14 protein-coding genes, 1 tRNA gene and 2 pseudogenes are annotated in these 12734 nt (G+C 67.8%); 9 read left to right on the top strand and 8 right to left on the bottom strand.

From position 1 onward, the window contains the following. The first annotated feature begins 144 nt into the window (after window positions 1-144). Complete coding sequence (locus tag ACFWWU_RS15645) at window positions 145-990, top strand: hypothetical protein (protein ID WP_384144725.1); 846 nt, start codon at window positions 145-147, stop codon at window positions 988-990. An 806-nt stretch (window positions 991-1796) separates the two neighbouring features. Continuing rightward, window positions 1797-2584: pseudogene (locus tag ACFWWU_RS15640) on the top strand (transposase family protein). A 73-nt stretch (window positions 2585-2657) separates the two neighbouring features. On the opposite strand, the gene ACFWWU_RS15635 reads toward ACFWWU_RS15640, so the two are convergent. After that, window positions 2658-3803 carry an SMI1/KNR4 family protein gene (locus ACFWWU_RS15635; protein WP_384144722.1) on the bottom strand — a complete coding sequence of 382 codons (1146 nt, stop codon included), beginning with the start codon at window positions 3801-3803 and terminating at the stop codon, window positions 2658-2660. Window positions 3804-4149: 346 nt separating this feature from the next. Here ACFWWU_RS15635 and ACFWWU_RS15630 point away from each other — a divergent pair, with 346 nt between their 5' ends. Both ACFWWU_RS15630 and ACFWWU_RS15625 read left to right on the top strand, forming a co-directional pair. Continuing rightward, the gene (locus ACFWWU_RS15630) at window positions 4150-4482 is read left to right on the top strand and encodes a metalloregulator ArsR/SmtB family transcription factor (RefSeq protein ID WP_150263333.1); all 333 of its coding nucleotides are present in this window, start codon (window positions 4150-4152) and stop codon (window positions 4480-4482) included. Next, window positions 4479-5225, top strand: coding sequence for a DUF2071 domain-containing protein (locus ACFWWU_RS15625; RefSeq protein WP_384144719.1), 747 nt, complete (start codon window positions 4479-4481; stop codon window positions 5223-5225). Before ACFWWU_RS15630 ends, ACFWWU_RS15625 begins: the two co-directional genes overlap by 4 nt. Before the next feature lie 56 nt (window positions 5226-5281). Here the strand turns inward: ACFWWU_RS15625 and ACFWWU_RS15620 are convergent. Then, window positions 5282-5355, bottom strand: a tRNA-Met gene (locus ACFWWU_RS15620). Window positions 5356-5422: 67 nt separating this feature from the next. Here ACFWWU_RS15620 and ACFWWU_RS15615 point away from each other — a divergent pair. Both ACFWWU_RS15615 and ACFWWU_RS15610 read left to right on the top strand, forming a co-directional pair. Further along, on the top strand, window positions 5423-5581 hold the full coding sequence (locus ACFWWU_RS15615) for a hypothetical protein (protein ID WP_384144716.1): 159 nt from the start codon (window positions 5423-5425) through the stop codon (window positions 5579-5581). An 865-nt stretch (window positions 5582-6446) separates the two neighbouring features. Next, complete coding sequence (locus ACFWWU_RS15610; protein ID WP_384144992.1) at window positions 6447-6851, top strand: BrxA/BrxB family bacilliredoxin; 405 nt, start codon at window positions 6447-6449, stop codon at window positions 6849-6851. Between the two features lie 600 nt (window positions 6852-7451). Here the strand turns inward: ACFWWU_RS15610 and ACFWWU_RS15605 are convergent. From ACFWWU_RS15605 to ACFWWU_RS15585, 5 genes are all read right to left on the bottom strand, one after another. Continuing rightward, the gene (locus ACFWWU_RS15605; RefSeq protein WP_384144713.1) at window positions 7452-7904 is read right to left on the bottom strand and encodes a hypothetical protein; all 453 of its coding nucleotides are present in this window, start codon (window positions 7902-7904) and stop codon (window positions 7452-7454) included. A gap of 379 nt (window positions 7905-8283) precedes the next feature. Continuing rightward, window positions 8284-8529 (bottom strand): hypothetical protein, encoded by a 246-nt coding sequence (locus ACFWWU_RS15600; protein ID WP_384144710.1) that lies wholly within the window; start codon window positions 8527-8529, stop codon window positions 8284-8286. A gap of 193 nt (window positions 8530-8722) precedes the next feature. Beyond that, on the bottom strand, window positions 8723-9112 hold the full coding sequence (locus tag ACFWWU_RS15595; RefSeq protein ID WP_384144707.1) for a hypothetical protein: 390 nt from the start codon (window positions 9110-9112) through the stop codon (window positions 8723-8725). Window positions 9113-9458: 346 nt separating this feature from the next. Then, window positions 9459-9815: a GNAT family N-acetyltransferase gene (locus ACFWWU_RS15590; RefSeq protein WP_384144989.1), complete on the bottom strand. Its 357-nt coding sequence runs from the start codon at window positions 9813-9815 to the stop codon at window positions 9459-9461. A gap of 21 nt (window positions 9816-9836) precedes the next feature. After that, window positions 9837-10091, bottom strand: coding sequence for a hypothetical protein (locus tag ACFWWU_RS15585; protein WP_384144705.1), 255 nt, complete (start codon window positions 10089-10091; stop codon window positions 9837-9839). Window positions 10092-10269: 178 nt separating this feature from the next. Here ACFWWU_RS15585 and ACFWWU_RS15580 point away from each other — a divergent pair. Beyond that, window positions 10270-11252, top strand: a pseudogene (locus ACFWWU_RS15580) (IS481 family transposase). A 413-nt stretch (window positions 11253-11665) separates the two neighbouring features. On the opposite strand, the gene ACFWWU_RS15575 reads toward ACFWWU_RS15580, so the two are convergent. Then, the gene (locus ACFWWU_RS15575) at window positions 11666-11857 is read right to left on the bottom strand and encodes a hypothetical protein (RefSeq protein WP_384144702.1); all 192 of its coding nucleotides are present in this window, start codon (window positions 11855-11857) and stop codon (window positions 11666-11668) included. 177 nt (window positions 11858-12034) lie between these two features. Between ACFWWU_RS15575 and ACFWWU_RS15570 the strand changes: the two genes are divergently transcribed. Further along, entirely contained in the window at window positions 12035-12244 is a 210-nt protein-coding gene (locus ACFWWU_RS15570; protein WP_384144699.1) for a hypothetical protein, read from the top strand. Continuing rightward, window positions 12241-12663 carry a hypothetical protein gene (locus tag ACFWWU_RS15565; RefSeq protein WP_384144696.1) on the top strand — a complete coding sequence of 141 codons (423 nt, stop codon included), beginning with the start codon at window positions 12241-12243 and terminating at the stop codon, window positions 12661-12663. Before ACFWWU_RS15570 ends, ACFWWU_RS15565 begins: the two co-directional genes overlap by 4 nt. The last annotated feature ends 71 nt before the right edge of the window (window positions 12664-12734 follow it).

Genomic DNA, 12734 nt, shown 5'->3' with positions numbered 1-12734 from the left:
CCTGTGCCATCCATCGGAGACCCACAAGTGTCCTGTCGCATTGAAGCTGTCGGATTCTCACTCTTTCTCATTCGCGGTGTCGTATTCTCGCTGCGGCACTGCTGAACGGCGGAATCCGGACGCGTCGTGTCTACGCTTGGCCTCGTGGACAACAGCGTACCGATCTGGGTCTGGCACTACTTTTCCTTGGACCATGCCCGCGCCGCGAGCTCTTTCTCCCGCAAGTGCGGCGAACTGGAAGCCCTGGCACCGAGCTCCGGTGAGGAGGACACTGCGCCCATCGGTACCAGGTCGGACCACCGCTCCTACGCGACATCTTCCGTGCTCGCGTCCGGAGCCTTCATCGAGGCATGCATCAACGAGTTCATCCTCACGGCCGCAAGAGACGACCTCGCGCACGTCGAAGGCGCCGAAGCCCGGACAGGACTGGAGCTGAAAGAACGGCAGCAGATCACGGCCGCTGGCGGGAACCTCTCGAAGGAGTCCAAAACGCTTGAGCGATACCAGAAGGTGCTGCATTTGCTCGGGCGGGAGCAATTCGACCGTGGCGCCCGTCCCTTCAGCGAAGCAGCTCTGCTCATGAGGCTGCGCAACGAGCTGGTTCACTACAAACCTCAGTGGCGCCCCGAGCACAGCGATGAGCGGCGAAGTACTGACCAGCACAACTTGGTGGTTGGACTCATGGAGCGGAAGTTCACACCGAACCCCTTCTACGCCGATTCCATGAACCCCTACTTCCCGGAAAAGTGCCTCGGCCACGGCTGCACCAGCTGGGCATGGAACAGCGCCCTGAAGTTCGCCGACTGCTTCTTCAGCCGCGCAGGAACCACTGGATGTACGAGAACGCCCGAGACGCTCTGCAGCCCTGAGTGTCCGATTCTGTCTCTATCGCGAACGAGACTTCCGCGAAAGCCAGGTCGACTGAGAAAACCGACCCCCAGTAATTGCAAACGACCTGCCACCCCAGCAGGTCAAGGGCTCGCCATCTGACAGACGCGGCGTGACAGGACAGGTCTGCGGGCGCGACAGGTCGCGGGAGGGATCGCTGGCGGCGAACTTCCGGACGACCGGACTGTGGTCTGGAAGGGGACGTTCGCCTACGTCCCCCAAGGCACGGGCTCGAGGGCGACGGCCGCTTCAGGGGCGCTGATGTGGGGATGAGGAAGTAGCCGGCCTGGTCCGCTAAGTGCTCCGCCAGAACTACGAATCCGTGCTGCCTTGCGCCTGGCGGAACGGGAGCGCCTACGCCGAAGTGGACTCGCCCGCCGACACGCCGCCCGAGTTTGTTCGCGAGGTCGTCGCCGGGATCCGGGCCGGGTGAGTGTCCCCGGGGCCGTTCGTGGAGTTGTGGTCGGCATGGGGTTGGTGGAGCGGGCAGGGCCTGGCATCGAGGAGCATGCGGACCAGGTGGCGGAAGCGGCGTGCGAGCTCGCGGATGCCACAGCGGGGTATCGGCTGGAGCGCGGCGGCCGCCGACGATGCCCTGGTCGCGATTGACACGCTGGCCGCCGCACTCGCCCAGGTTGACCCGGAGGTTCGCGAGGTCCTGGCCGCGGTGACGGCCGCGACGGCTACGGCCCGCCGACGCCTGGGCCCGCCGGTCGACCCTAAGCGGATTCCGAGGCGCCGGCGTCCGCGACGGCGCCCGGGGCACCCGGACCGCGAACCGGCGGACGGTCTCGAAGGCGTGGCCTGGGCCGGGGTTTCAAGGCATTCACTGAGCTTCTTCGAGTTGGCCACCGATCGGGTGATGGTCGTGAAGCGCAACGAACGAGGCCCCCGAGCTGTTGATCGAGATGTCTGACGTCTCAATCACGTTGCTCGGGGGGCCTCGTTGGTCCATCCATCCTGCCGCACTTGACCTGCCGCATGCGCTCGTGGAGTGGGTCGCCATGCTGGTTGTCACTCGTGAGGGCGACCGGCGCTGCAAGCTCCGTCCGTCCCAGCGGGCGATGGTGGCACTGGCGTACCTGCGAGAGCACACCACTCTGGCGAAGATCGCCGCCGGGTTCGGGATCAGCGAGTCCACCGCCCACGCCTACACCCGCGCGGTCGTCGACCTGCTCGCCGAACGAGCACCGGGTCTACTCAAGACGCTGCGCGAGCACGATCCCGACTACATCCTGCTCGACGGCACCCTCGCCGAGTGCGACCGGGTCGGCGACGGCCGGGCCGACTACTCCCACAAACACCGGCGCCACGGAGTGAACGTGCAGGTCGTCACCGACCCGGGCGGCCGGCTGCTGTGGCTCTCGCCCGCCCTGCCGGTCCGCACACAGGACCTGACCGCCGCCCGCACCCACCGGATCATCCGGATCTGCCAGCGCCAGGGCGTTCCCACCTGGCCGAGCTCGCCTACCAAGGCGCAGGACCGTGGCTGACGACCGGCATCAAACGCAAGCCACTCCAGGAACTCACTCCCACCGAGAAGACCCTCAACCGGGCGCTGGCCGCAGCACGAGCGCCCGTTGAACGCGGTGTCGCGAGCCGTAAGTCCTGGCGGATCTTCCGCAGGTCCCGGTGCAGCCCCAACCGCATGACGTCAATCGTCAAGGCCATCCTCACGCTGGAGCGGGAGCGCTGAAGATCCTTAGTGAGCGCTTCGTCTGGCTATAACCGCCACATGAAGCGCTCACGCGGAACCGAAACCCCTGGGGTCAGTCCTGATCTTGGCTGTACTGGGCCGCGTACCAACTGGAGTCGATGGCGGGGTTGCGCAGCGCCCCCCAGAATCGGTCGTCAGGTATCGGTGGCAGGGGCTGATTGCCCAGGTCCGCATGCAGATCCGCACGCCAGTCGAGAGTGAAGTGACTCCGGGTCTCCGCGCTCTCGCACACGGACCTGTACGGGGACCCCCAGATCCCGAGGGCTATCTTCTCCGCGGCCCACCTGCGCGTGTGGTCTCGGCCGGTGTCGGCCTGTGCGAGCACCGCGCGGAGTCGCAAGGCGAGCGGGCCGGTCTGGTCAGGCTGCGGCAGGGCCACACCGCACTCCCACGCGTCCAGGGCTGTCTTGACCTCCGGGTAGTTGTTCAGACCCGTTTCGACCGCCAGTCTGCGCAGCTGCTTCCGCGCGGCGTCGACCACCTGCTCATACGGCAGGACTGCGATCAGCGCACCGAGTTCCTCATGCCCGTCCAGGTGGCTCACGTGGAGGAGGTCGGTGGGACTGTAGGACAGGTCCAGCTCTGGCAGCTGCTCATCCGGTGCGGGAAGGGGCTCGTCGGCACTGTACTGCGGCCTGGCAGGCGGACGCGCCTCCCAGAACAGCCGGCCGTTGAAGGTGACGACACCGGCGTCCTGGCCGCGCTCAAGCGTGCCGGCCAGTTCGGCCAGATACTCACCCAGCGAGTCGGCCTGCCCGAAACTGGTGCCGGTCTCGTCGAAGAACCGTCCGATCACACCGAAGGAGTCCCGCCCGGTACGGCAATCCATCAGAAGACCGTCCGACGTCACGTCGTAAGAACCGAACTTCACGTAATCGTGAAGCCAGTAGCCCTCGGTCTCCCCGTCGAGGCCCTGGTCGATGCCGCGCATGAACCCTGTGTCCCCGAGGATTCCGCTCACTCCGAGCAGCCGGTCGCCCGTGCTGAAGCGGAAAGCCTCAGGTCCCTCCAGCGCCCCGTTGTGCCGGAGGAGTGAACCGACCAGGTCCGGAGGAAAGGTGACCCCCAGTTCCTGTTGCGCTGCTGCGATCTCCTCGCCGCCTGCAGGCGGCCGAAGCGTGGCAAACGTGCGGGGCGCGTGCTCGCGCAGCCACGCGTCGATGCGAGTCCATGAGTCCTGGACCAGGTCTGATGTCATAGGGCCGACCTTAGAACCAGCGGCTGACAACAGCTTGATCGTCGCTCACCGGCCTTGCCGCCGGGTTGGCGTTCAGGCCGGCAAGCTTCGAGCGGCCCCTTGTCCCGGCTCACCAAGCTGCTGGCACCGGACGCTGCAGCCGCCCACTCGACACTGAAGCGCTCAGTCGCAATCGCCCGATCGGTGGCCAACTCGAAGAAGCTCACTGAGCGCTTCAGTTGGCGAGTGAGCGCCAGAGTTGGCGAACGGTGCGACTTTGAGACGACGCAAGGGACCGCCGCGACAAGGCCGGCGAAGACCGCCGGGCCCGTTGATAGATATTTAGCTTATGTGCTAAGTATCTAACATGACAGAAGCTCAGGACGAGGCGGGGGCCTTCCGGGCACTCGCTGATCCGACGAGGCGCCAGATCCTTGAGGACCTCAGAGGTGGCGAGCTCGCGGCAGGCGAGATCGCAAGCAGGTTCGCGATCAGCGCGCCGTCCATTTCACGGCATCTCGGCGTGCTCAAAGGAGCGGGACTGGTCACCGAGCGCCGGGACGGCAACCGGATCCTCTACACACTGGCCGAGGACCGCCTGGCCACCTGCATCGGTCGGTTTCTCAGCGCCGTCTGCCCCGAGCAGATCGTCCTGCGCCACACCAAATGGCGCCCCGGGGCGCAGAGCGAGGGATCATGAGGCAACCGCGCCTGTCCAGCGTCGTTGAACGACGGCTTCTGGTGAACTACCGGGTCGCCCCGGACGCCGCGGCACGCCTGCTTCCCCAGCCGCTGCGCCCGCAACTGGTGCACGGCCACGCGGTCGCGGGCATCTGCCTACTGCGGCTGGGAAATGTCCGGCCGGTCTGGGCCCCCAAGGTGTTCGGGCTGCGGAGCGAGAACTCGGCGCATCGGATCGCCGTCGAATGGGACGGACCGGACGGCGTCGAGACCGGCGTCTACATCCCGCGTCGCGATACCGCCTCGCGGCTCAACGTCTGGGCCGGAGGCCGCGTCTTCCCCGGCGAACACGGCCGCGCCGGTTTCGAGGTGCATGAGACACCCGGCCAGGTGCGTGTCGCCTTCGCGACGTGGGACGGCGACACCCGGGTGGACGTCACCGTCGAGCCGTCCGACGAGCTGCGGGGCAGCGAGCTCTTCGCCGATCTCGCCGAGGCCTCCCGCTTCTTTCAAGACGGGTCAAAGGGCTACTCGGCCACCAGGTCCGGCCGCCACCTGGACGGCATGGAACTGCACACCGACGCCTGGCACGTGGAAGCCGGCCGGGTTTGCTCCGCCGCGTCGTCCTTCTTCGACGACCCGAACCGCTTCCCGCCAGGGAGCGCAACCCTGGACTGCGCTCTGGTCATGCGCAACGTTCCCGCCAGCTGGCGTCCGCTCCCGACCATGGCCGCCAACCGAGGCGCTCAACTCGCCAAGTGAAGCGCTCAGTCACATGAGGCCCGGATCCTGTGGATCCGGGCCTCATGTCGTTTCAGTAGCGGGGACAGGATTTGAACCTGCGACCTCTGGGTTATGAGCCCAGCGAGCTACCGAGCTGCTCCACCCCGCGTCGGTAGGCGCAACAGTACGCCACCCACGGCACCAACCATGACCAGGCGATTCACATCGGGACTCACGTGAACGATGCCGGCGACCGCAGCACTCCGGGGAAGGCCGCTCCTGACCGGGGAATCGAGGGGTACGCGGTCAGCTGGCGCGGCGGTGGCGGCGGCGCTGCCGACGATGCCGGGGCTGTATCGGGCGCGGGCGCGGTCGAGGGCTGCTTCGAGGTCTAGGGCCAGCGCGCCCGCGTCCGAACCCTCTCCACGATCAGGTGCCGTTTACCACCGCACTCACCACCGCAGGTGAGGACGCCGAACGGCGCGGCTTGCGCGACTAACCCCCGCCCCCTACACAGTCCCCCATGCCGTGGCGCTGTCGGTCCATCGGACCGGCGCACCGTCGCGGCAGCCGGGGCGCCGCTGTTCAAGGCCGCTGACGCGAACGCCTCACTGCGAGGTAGCCGCCCGCCACGGCTGCCCCGGCGGCCAAGGCCAGGCCTGCGCCCATGCTGGGACCGGACGGGCCGGATGCTCCGCCGATTCCGGCCCGGGTACCGCGACTCGGAACGACGGGGGCCGGAACGACGGGTACCGCCGGCAGAATGGCGGTGGCACTCGGATTTACCGGCTGGACGGCGGTAGCGCTCGGGCTCACTGGCGGCACCGTGCCCGTGCTGCTGCGCCTGGGCAGTGCTTCGCAGGCGATGCCGTCATCGGGGCCCTGGTCTTCATCGAGTCGGTTCGGGTCGCTCGTGTCCCGGTTGAACTCCGCCTGGGCGTCTTCCTGGAAGCGGAAGTCCCGGCAGTCGAGATCCTGAGCGTGAGCGACGCCGGACAACGGGGCGACAGAAGCGATCGCCAGAGCTATGCCGGCTACCACGCTGCGACTGCTCATCAGAAGTCCTCCTCAGTGCCCTGCAAGCGTCACCCCCACGCTAAGAGCGGACCACGACCGGAGCGCGTGATGCTAGGCCGAACAGGCATCGTTCTGTGTGGCTCACAGACTGTTTTTCCTGGTGGGCGGGCATGTTGTGTGGCTGTGGGGTACTGACCCCCGACACTCTGCTGACCGTCTTCGCCGACGGGGACCTCGAAGCCACTGACCGGATGGGCAGCTACTTCGCGGGCGTTCCCGCCGTCCGAGCCCTCGTTCGCACTGTTCAAGAACGGCGAACTCGTTGCCTTCATCCCGAAGTTCCGCATCCAGGACCAAGCCGCGAGGAGGCGACCGCCGACTTGCGTGCCGCGTTCGAGGAACACAGCAAGTAGCCACGACCATCTGCAGCTCCGCCCTCCACGAGCGCGGGCTGACCGCCGCCGAGCGCGCTGCCTCCGAGAACTGGACCGCCGAACCCACCCCCGGGGCCCGCTGGCTCCCAGAGCTCCGGCCCGTCCGACGACGTCTCGGCGCCGGCCCGGCCGACCTCGGCACCGCGCCCGCACCGTCTTGACCCGTGTGAGCGTGGCGGTGAGAGCCCGACGGTGCCCGGCTGTGAGCGGTTAAGGTCGGCGTCGGCCCGCGTCGATATGGCGTGCGTGGGTGAGGCCCAGCGCCCAGATGCGCTCTGGGAGCAGTACCGCCGGGCCGCCCCCTTCCTCCACCCCCGAGCCTGTGGTGAGTGAGCTGACCGCGCCCTTGTGGTGAGCCGTGCCCTGTGTGGCTCATAGCCTGTTTCCCCTGGTGAACGGCCATGCTGTGAGGGTGTGTGGAACTGTCTACGGTCCGGTTCAGACCCGGTCCTCCGCAGGCCCTGGACCGGCCGCGCCGGCTCGCAGGACGATGGAGGCATGGGCGAGCACGACGAGAACCACGAAGGCTCACAGGACCGGTGCGGCCGCAACTGACCGCCGACGGCGCCCGCGAAATGACGGCGGGGCTTCGCGAGGCGATGGACGACGTCCGACGCTCCGTAGCGGTGCTCGCCGCCCGCGTCCGCGACGCGCACACCGCCCGGGTCTGGCTGCCGCTCGGCTTCACCTCTTGGGAGGCGTACTGCCAGGAGGAGTTAGGCATCAGCCGCGCCCAGGCGTACCGGCTCCTGGACGTCGCCCGGGCCCTGGCCGCGGTCCACGCGCCGTCACCGCCGGCACCGAGACGTCTCGCTCACGAGACACCGGCCCGGCCGCCGCGGCCACGCTCGACTACGGCCTGTCCCAGCGCGCCCTGGTCGCCGTCTCCGCCCGTGCGGACACCGTCGTGGAGCTGATCACCCACCGACTCGCCACGCTCGCCCACAGCGGCCTCGAGGCCGTCGATGAGCCCACCGTGCGCGCCGTGGTCCGCCAGGCCGTCCGCGACGTCCGCATCGCCCCGCTTCTCCCGCCCGCCGATCCACCAGCGGATCCCGCGCTCGCCGCGCTGCGCGCCCTCGTTGACGACCTCGCCGCCAGCACCCACGCGATCGGGGAGCTGATGCTCGAAGTCGCCCCGGCCTACCTCTCCGACACTGACGCCGCCGACGTCCTGGCGCTGCTGTGCAACCAGATCGGCGAGCCCCTCCAGCACGGCCTGGCCGCCCGCCGCTGCGCGATGTCCGGCGACTGCCGCGCCCTCCACGGCACTGTGCTGCAGGCGCTGCTGCCGGGTTGCTGCTCCGGTTGCTGCTCGTGGTCCTGGTGGTGGCCGTCGGATGCAGCAGGGCGGTATCTGAGGTGCAGCGCAGCATTTGCATGGGCCAGGCGGCACACAGGTGCTGCTCGTGTAGCAGGCTGGCTATGTAGGAGGGATTCGAGAACGTCTGTAGCCCAGCAGCGAGAACACCCGGTCCCACGGGAAAGTGATGTCGCCGAGTTCTGGAAACACCTGAGTGCTTGCTTCGGGACCATGGGCGTGCTCTGTAGGACGAGACAGGCGGACCTCTGCGTCACGGCAGATCGCGGCGTACAGACCGACGTCGGCAGCACCAGGCTGACGTCCTGTAGTCCGCACGTGATGGTCACTCGGTGGCGGCCATCATTGCCACGAAGATGAGGCCCGCCGTGACGGCCCACAGCAGCAGGGTCCCGATGGTGGCCGCCACACGTGTGGAGGGGGGATGGATATCGACCGGATGGCCGGGGCGGCCCGGGGGGTAGCTGATTTCGATTTGGCTCGCGTACGTGTTCCGGTCGTAGCTGTGGGTCTGGCCGCCCGGGTCCGTGTACTCGTACGTCCCCGACTCACCCTGTGGACTGGTGCGCACGGCCATCACCGTGATGACGTGCCGGGGGAGACGCCACATCCGGAGGGTCCCGTCAGTTGCGGCGCACTCGCGGCGTTGAACAACACGGTCACGATCCCCATCGGGACCGCGAGGATGAGCATGCCCGCATCTCCGTGCATGATGAACAGCACGCAGGTCAGGATGAGCGTTACGAGACCGGGCCCGAACGCGATCAATTGCCAGGTGTAATGCCTTGCCTTGCCTTCTCGCCGATGCTGAGGGACGGACCCGGAGTGGCCGGCGAGCGGGTCGTCACGAGCGAGGCGCCGTCGAAGGACGGGTCCGGCTCCGGCAGCGCGGCCAGGGCCGTGCCCACCCCCATCGCGAACAGGCCTGCCGCAGCCTCGCTGACGCCACCGATCCGGTGAGTGACGGGCGCGCCGCCGGCCGGGACCCGCAGTTCGACAGTTACGGCCCGGCGGTCCGGTATGACGTCGCGCACGGCCTGCAAGGGGATGCGTATCTCTTCGTCCCCGCGGCGCAGCGTCAGTGCGTCAACCTCGTAGCGGAGAACGGCGCCGCCGCTGCCGCGCAGGACAGGGGCGGATGGTGTGGTCGACATGGACGTGATCGTAAGGGGTGATCACTGGCCTGAGACGGCCCTCGCACGATAGGCCAGTCCGTGAGGCATCCTCACATACGAAGCAGGACGGCAGGGAGACGATGCCGACGACATCCTCCCTCCGCCGCCAAGCTGGGAAGGGACAAGAGGGAACTTCGCCCGCATCGGCCTCGCCCGCTACGACGAAGACGGCGAGCTCGCCCTGCGCCGTGCCCTCGCGCTCGTCCGCGGCCGGCCCTTCGCCGCGACGACCCCCAGCGCTATGCCTGGGCCGACCCGGCCGTGGGGGTTGCCAGTGCAGATCTTGCGGTCGATACCAGCTTCTCGGCTGACGGCGTGAAGCTGGTCAGCGACTGGTGCGCAGGAGAAGAAGGTCGAGTACCGGTCCGTCGGGTCCGGTCTTGTACGGGCCGGCGTTGCGGTAGCCGAGCTGGCGGTAGAGGTGCTGGGCGGGGGAACCGGGCATGGCGAGCAGGGAGACCCACCGGGTGCGCGTGATGTCGAGGAGGGCTCGGTGGACGCGGGTGCCGAGGCCTTGCCAGCCGGGGCGGACGGCGAGTTCACAGATGCCTGTGAGGGAGTCGGTGGTGCGGGCCTCCTCGGGGTGGATATGGGGCAGGAGGTCTTCGCCGTACCAGTAGGCAGGGGTGCAGCGGAAGCCGTAGCCGTAGCCAACGAGGTGGCCCGCGGCGTACGCGGCGATGAGGGTGAAGTGATCGGAAGGCTACTGCTCAACTGCCTTGGCGCTGTTGACGCGCGCGAAGCCGTCGCACATGCCTGGCGTACTGCCCGGCCCGCGCCCTCTGAGCGCGATCGATCGAAGCACTTGGGGATCCGCCGCGCGCTCGTACAACTCGACTTCGAAGGGGTCCGCGTCCACCTCGACAAGCCGTGCCAGCGCGTCCCGATCCTGCTCAGCCGTCGGACGCACGCGAACCTCGTCCCTCCACACCTGACCGCTCGCATCGGCTTCGTCCACCTCGCCAATATGTGCGTGTGCGGGCAGGCGGCGAACGGGTTCCGCCGAACCAAGATCCGAAAGAGGCGGCTTAGGTGTATTGATCACGAGCGTTGTTAACGCTGGCTGGTCTTGATCATGGCGAAGACCTCCGGTGTGGTGGAGGTGTCTAGGCTCCACACCGCACACGGAGGTCTTCGTGTCCCACCGTAATGCCCGGCTGACCGTTCATGGCAGGCGGATCCTGGTCGAACGTGTCCTGTCCGGTCGTCCGGTCGCGCACGTTGCCGCGGAGATGGGCATATCCCGGCCCACGACCCGCAAATGGGTCCGCCGCTGGCGGACCGAGGGCGACGCGGGTCTCGCCGACCGCTCCAGCCGGCCCCACACGACCCCACAGCGGACGTCCGCCACTGTCGAGACCCGTGTCTGCCGGCTGCGGACCGACCGCAAACTCGGTCCGGCACGGATCGGCCCGATCCTGGGCCTTCCCGCCTCGACCCTGCACCGCATCCTGGTCCGCCACGGCCTGAACCACCTGGCCTGGCTCGACCGTCCCACGGGCGAGCCGATCCGACGCTACGAACGCGCCAGGCCGGGAGAACTGGTCCACGTCGATTCAAGAAGCTGGGCAACATCCCCGACGGAGGCGGCTGGCGAACGGTCGGCAGGAACGCCGGTGACCGCAACCGCCAGGCCACCACCACCGAGCGCAAGAGCTGCAGGCCGGTGATCGGCTACAGCTGCATCCACTCCGCGGTCGACGACCACTCCCGTCTCGCGTACAGCGAGGTCCTGCCCGACGAGCGTCAGCACACCGCCATCGCCTTCTGGCAGCGCGCGAGCGCGTTCTTCGCCGACCACGGCATGACCGTCGAACGCGTCCTGACCGACAACGGCGCCTGCTACAAGTCGAAGCTGTTCGCCCAGACCCTCACCGCAGCAGGCATCGCCCACAAGAAGATCCGCCCCTACCGGCCGCAGACCGACGGCAAGGTCCAACGCTTCAACCGCACCCTCCTCGACGAGTGGGCCTACCTGCGGCCCTACACCTCGAACACCGAGCGGACCAAAGCCCTGGCAGACTTCCTCCACACCTACAACCACCACCGCTGCCACACCGCACTCGAAGGCAAGCCTCCGATCAGCCGCGTCAACAACGCTGCGGGTCAATACACCTAGGGGCTACCAGGACCTTGCCCGGAAGGGTGGGCCAGCGGTCGAGGAACGCCACGTGGTCGGCGTCCTCATAGATGAGCTCGTGCTCGTAGCCGGGGTGCCCGTCAGGAAAGGCACAGACGAAGCACGGCCCGCGGCGAGTCTGTTCCTCGTAGCTGGCCAGATCCAGGGGCCTGCGGCGGGGCTGCTTCACTCGATTCTCCACGGGGCACCACACGGGCAGCGTCTACAAACAACTAGCCGCCTATATACGGCTCTACCCCTCGATGACGTTCGCCCAGGGCCGTACACCAGACTCGAACAGCGTGCTGACAAGGGCTGGCAGCGGCGCTCCGGCGAGCCTCCCTACTTGGCCGCGCCGGCCCGAACCTGCACGCGCCCCCGCCCGTACAGCTGATACGCACCGCGACGGAGGCTCATGCCGCGGTCACGAACTCCGGGATACGCCCCCCGGAAACCTGGTTGGTCGCCTCGTCCCACAGCACGAGCAGCCGCCGGTACTCGGCCGCGCGCTCGTCGCTGTGCGGCTCGTCCATCAGTTCCCGAATCCTGGCGTTGATCCAGGACGCTTCGAGTGCAAGCAGAGTGATACCGGTAGGCGATGACATGCCGTAACCGTACGGGCGACCACTGACACTGAGCGGTGGGCGATGACTTCGGCCGTCATACAGCCGTGGGAAACGACGTCTCAGCCGTCAAGCCGAGGGCTGCGGGTGCCGTGTACCGTGTCTGCCTGTTCGAGTGCGGGTGAGGGGGCGGACCGTTCGGTGGACGTGGTGCGGGTCATGGAAGCACTGGCCGATCAGGGCGTGACCGTCCTGATCAAGGCCGACGCCGAGCGCTTGCGCGACGGAACGAAGCCGTGGACGTTCGTCGCCAGTGGGCAGCCGTTCCACGACGATCTCCTGGTGCGTGCCGAGGCCCACACCGTGGAAGCCTGCCTGGCGGCGGGCCTTCTTCGACTGCGCGAGCTCGGCTTGGTGATCCCCGAATGACGGCCGTGCCGCAGGAGTCGCGGCGCGCGATCAAGCTCCCGGATGGCCCGTGGTGGGACTGGGACGTCGTCGCCTGGAACGGCGGCGAATTCCGTCTCGGGGCCGGACACGACATCACCTACTACCACGGCCTCGAACTGGTCTTCAGCGATCCTCTCTTCGTCATCTGCCCCACGGCATTCCAGGACCCCGTCTTCCGTGCGCCGACGCCCGATGAAACGCTGATGATCACCCGTCAGGTGGGTGAGAAACCACCAGTGCTGGTCGCGTTCGAAGCCGATGCCCACGGGCCAGAGCCGTCCTCCTGCCTGATCGCCGCAGAAGGCCTGAATATCGTCGAGGGCATCGTCGCACGGCACTGGCGCGAGGACCTGGCCCCCGGACAGCGTTTCGCGCCGTGGGTGCGACCTCCCAGCTGATGAGGACCCTCTGACCTACGCCGCATCGAATGCCAAGCCGCTCTGGCGGAACGAGGAAGGTCATCGATTCG

It is taken from the genome of Streptomyces sp. NPDC058650, from assembly GCF_042717315.1.
Lineage (GTDB): Bacteria > Actinomycetota > Actinomycetes > Streptomycetales > Streptomycetaceae > Streptomyces.
Note: the sequence above shows the minus strand (reverse complement) of the source record. Positions and strands in the feature narration are given on the sequence as shown.

Coding starts and splice junctions, on each gene's coding strand:
- ACFWWU_RS15635 (WP_384144722.1), bottom strand. CDS start 3,803: ATGACATCAGACCTGGTCCAGGACTCATGGACTCGCATCGACGCGTGG.
- ACFWWU_RS15630 (WP_150263333.1), top strand. CDS start 4,150: ATGACAGAAGCTCAGGACGAGGCGGGGGCCTTCCGGGCACTCGCTGAT.
- ACFWWU_RS15625 (WP_384144719.1), top strand. CDS start 4,479: ATGAGGCAACCGCGCCTGTCCAGCGTCGTTGAACGACGGCTTCTGGTG.
- ACFWWU_RS15595 (WP_384144707.1), bottom strand. CDS start 9,112: ATGTCGACCACACCATCCGCCCCTGTCCTGCGCGGCAGCGGCGGCGCC.
- ACFWWU_RS15575 (WP_384144702.1), bottom strand. CDS start 11,857: ATGTCATCGCCTACCGGTATCACTCTGCTTGCACTCGAAGCGTCCTGG.
- ACFWWU_RS15570 (WP_384144699.1), top strand. CDS start 12,035: ATGGAAGCACTGGCCGATCAGGGCGTGACCGTCCTGATCAAGGCCGAC.
- ACFWWU_RS15565 (WP_384144696.1), top strand. CDS start 12,241: ATGACGGCCGTGCCGCAGGAGTCGCGGCGCGCGATCAAGCTCCCGGAT.